Origin of the sequence: Methylophaga sp. UBA5088, assembly GCF_002414625.1 — a bacterium.
GTDB lineage: Bacteria > Pseudomonadota > Gammaproteobacteria > Nitrosococcales > Methylophagaceae > Methylophaga > Methylophaga marina.
In genome coordinates, this window is sequence record NZ_DIAC01000134.1 from 8,035 (window position 1) to 11,650 (window position 3,616).

At 45.9% G+C, this 3,616-nt stretch carries 3 protein-coding genes; all 3 read left to right on the forward strand.

All coding sequences use genetic code 11. The features are described from left to right. The first annotated feature begins 199 nt into the window (after positions 1–199). Positions 200–823 (forward strand): L-threonylcarbamoyladenylate synthase, encoded by a 624-nt coding sequence (locus B4K20_RS16505; RefSeq protein WP_289283758.1) that lies wholly within the window; start codon positions 200–202, stop codon positions 821–823. Further along, positions 789–1,496: a lysophospholipid acyltransferase family protein gene (locus B4K20_RS16510; protein WP_289283759.1), complete on the forward strand. Its 708-nt coding sequence runs from the start codon at positions 789–791 to the stop codon at positions 1,494–1,496. The genes B4K20_RS16505 and B4K20_RS16510 overlap by 35 nt, the downstream gene beginning before the upstream one ends. A 69-nt stretch (positions 1,497–1,565) precedes the next feature. Then, on the forward strand, positions 1,566–3,616 hold a 2,051-nt coding region (locus tag B4K20_RS16515), incomplete at its 3' end, for an AAA family ATPase (protein WP_289283760.1).

A 3,616-nucleotide genomic window follows, 5' to 3' on the forward strand; every position in this document is an offset into this window, starting at 1 on the left:
ATCTCAGCACCCGGAAGAGGTGAGAACAATGGCACGACTGGCAACAGAATTTGATTTGCTGGCTTCTGCAGGCTCCGACTTTCACAGCCCTGACAATAGCTATACTGAACTCGGTAAAATGACAGACTTGCCGCCAAACGTGACACCCATCTGGTCTACATGGGTGAATTAAGACCAATTTTTTATAAAGTGATTTCATATGAGCCAGTTTTTTCAAATACATCCAGAGAATCCTCAGGTCAGACTCATCAAACAGGCCTGCGAAATTATTCGTGGTGGTGGTTTGATTGTCTACCCCACTGACTCTGGTTATGCACTGGGATGCCAGATTGGCGATAACAATGCCATGGAACGACTGCGTCGGATTCGCCAACTGGATGTAGATCATAACTTTACTTTGGTGTGTCGGGATTTATCAGAACTCTCAACCTATGCAAAATTCAACAATGCGGTCTTTCGTCTTTTAAAGGCCTACACTCCCGGTCCTTACACCTTTATTTTACCGGCGACCAAGGAAGTACCTAGAAAATTACAGCATCCCAAACGAAAAACCATCGGTTTACGCATTCCGGAACATACGATTGCATTGGCACTGCTGGAAGAATTGAATGAGCCCTTAATGAGTTCAACGCTCATCTTGCCTGGTGATGATATGCCCATGACCGATGCCGATGACATTGTTGACGCCATTGGTAAGCAGGTGGATCTAATTATTGATGGCGGTGCCTGTGGTGCAGAACCCACCACCGTGGTTGAATTTGTTGATGACTTACCTGAAGTTACCCGACATGGCATGGGAGATACTGCGCCGTTCGAGAGTTAAGCGTATGTGGATAACGCTAATTCTGGTTTTCGCCTTTTTCATCTTGTGTTTATCTCAGTCACGCGCTGACTGGGGTGGCATGCATGTGAACTGGCTGGATGGTCTAACCCGTCTTCTTTGCAAAGTATTACATCGTCATCCTGGTCTGGTGTTGCCCTTGCCCTTGCCAGAACAAGGCCCAGCTATTGTGGCTGCTAATCATGTTTCCGGGCTTGATCCCTTATTGTTGATTGCGGCGAGTCGTCGACCATTACGGTTTCTGATCGCCTCAGAAGAATATCATCGGCCAGTCCTTCATTGGATTTTCAAAGCGGCCGGTTGTATTCCTGTTGACCGTAAGGGCAGAGCAGAACAAGCATTGCGAGCAGCAAGACGCGCTCTGGAACAGGGAGAGGTTATTGCCTTATTTCCTCATGGCAAAATTCATTTAGATAGCGATCCACCAAGACCAATAAAAGCAGGCGTTGTTCGCTTAGCCATATGGACAAAAACACCAATATATCCAGTGCGATTGGATGGGATTAGAGCGCAGGGACAGGTATTGCTCGCTCCCTTTGTTCCCAGTCATGTTCAGATCCGTGTTGGCAAACCGTTATCACCTTTACAGGAAATCGATGTGCTTAAAGCTCAATTAACAAGCTATATCGAAACGTTACAAAAACATCCGCATTAACTCTCTTGATTTTTATCGAGGTTTACCCCATTTCTGTATTAACTTACTTTTTTAGGGGAAATACCTCTTATGCAAATCGATAAATTAACCAGTAAATTTCATGAAGCACTCGCTGCGGCCCAAAGTATGGCTGTCGGGCAAGATCATCAGTTCATTGAACCTGTACATTTAATGTTGGCCTTGTTGCAACAACAAAATGGCAGTGTCAAACCGATTTTGGCCCAGAGTGGTGTCAATGTAGCCGCTTATCAAGCGGAGTTAGAACAGCAGTTATCACGACTGGCCCAAGTGGAAGGTGGCAATGGTGATATCCATGTTTCACAAGACTTAAGCCGGTTATTAAATCAAACCGATAAGCTGGCACAAAAACGTCAGGATCAGTACATTTCCAGTGAACTGTTTGTATTGGCATTGGCAGAAGATAAAAACCAATATGGCGATCTATTACGTCAGCATGGTGGTAACAAAACGGCGATTAATAACGCCATCGATAAGATTCGTGGAGGGGAGCGCGTGACTGATCCAAATGCAGAAGAACAACGGCAGGCCTTGGAGAAATACACCATTGATCTGACTGCAAGAGCAGAAGCAGGCAAATTAGATCCGGTGATTGGTCGTGATGATGAAATTCGTCGTACTGTTCAAGTCTTACAGCGCCGTACTAAAAATAACCCCGTTCTTATCGGTGAACCTGGTGTCGGTAAAACCGCGATTGTGGAAGGATTAGCACAACGTATCGTCAATGGTGAAGTGCCTGATGGTATGAAAAATAAACGGGTTTTAGCGCTGGATATGGGGTCTTTGATTGCCGGTGCTAAATTCCGTGGTGAGTTTGAAGAACGCCTGAAAGCTGTTTTGAATGATCTATCGAAACAAGAAGGTCAGATTATTCTGTTTATTGATGAAATCCATACCATGGTAGGGGCCGGTAAAGCGGAAGGCGCGATGGATGCCGGTAATATGCTCAAGCCCGCACTGGCGCGTGGTGAACTTCACTGCATCGGTGCCACCACCTTAAATGAATATCGTCAGTATGTGGAAAAAGATGCGGCTTTAGAGCGTCGCTTCCAAAAAGTGCTCGTTGGTGAGCCTACTGTCGAATCGACCATCGCCATCTTACGTGGGCTGACAGAACGCTATGAGGTCCATCATGGTGTCGATATTACGGATCCGGCGATTGTGGCTGCGGCGACCTTGTCCAACCGTTACATTACAGACAGAAAGTTACCAGATAAAGCGATTGACCTTATTGATGAAGCCGCCAGTCGCATTCGTATGGAAATCGATTCCAAGCCAGAGGTGTTAGATCGCCTGGAACGTCGTTTGATTCAATTAAAAATTGAACGCATGGCACTGAAAAAACAAAGTGATGATGCCTCCAAAAAACGTCTGGAAACGCTTGAGACCGAGATGAAAAAACTGGCCAGAGAATATACTGATCTGGAAGAAGTCTGGAAGTCTGAGAAAGCATCACTTCACGGTAGTCAGCACGTAAAAGAAGAGCTGGAAAAAGCGCGTCTTGAACTTGATGCAGCTAATCGTAATGCTGATTATGAAAAAATGGCGAAACTACAATACGGACGTATTCCTGAGTTGGAAAAACAGCTGAAACTGGCGACAGAAGCTGAGATGCAGGAGTTCACTCTGCTACGTAACAAAGTGGGTGAAGAGGAAATCGCTGAAGTTGTGTCCAAATGGACGGGCATTCCCATTTCTAAAATGCTGGAAGGTGAACGTGACAAACTGCTGAAAATGGACGACGCCTTACATGAAACCGTGATTGGTCAGGATGAAGCGGTTACCTCAGTGGCCAATGCGATTCGTCGTAGTCGAGCAGGCTTATCTGATCCGCAACGTCCCAATGGCTCGTTCCTGTTTTTAGGGCCTACAGGTGTGGGTAAAACAGAATTATGTAAATCACTAGCTAACTTCCTGTTTGATACACAGGACGCGATGATTCGAATTGATATGTCTGAGTTTATGGAAAAACATTCCGTCGCTCGTCTGGTCGGTGCGCCGCCTGGTTATGTTGGGTATGAGGAAGGTGGCTATTTGACGGAAGCGGTCAGACGTAAACCTTATTCTGTCATTTTGTTAGATGAGGTGGAAAAAGCCCATCC

Coding starts and splice junctions, on each gene's coding strand:
- B4K20_RS16505 (WP_289283758.1), top strand. CDS start 200: ATGAGCCAGTTTTTTCAAATACATCCAGAGAATCCTCAGGTCAGACTC.
- B4K20_RS16510 (WP_289283759.1), top strand. CDS start 789: ATGGCATGGGAGATACTGCGCCGTTCGAGAGTTAAGCGTATGTGGATA.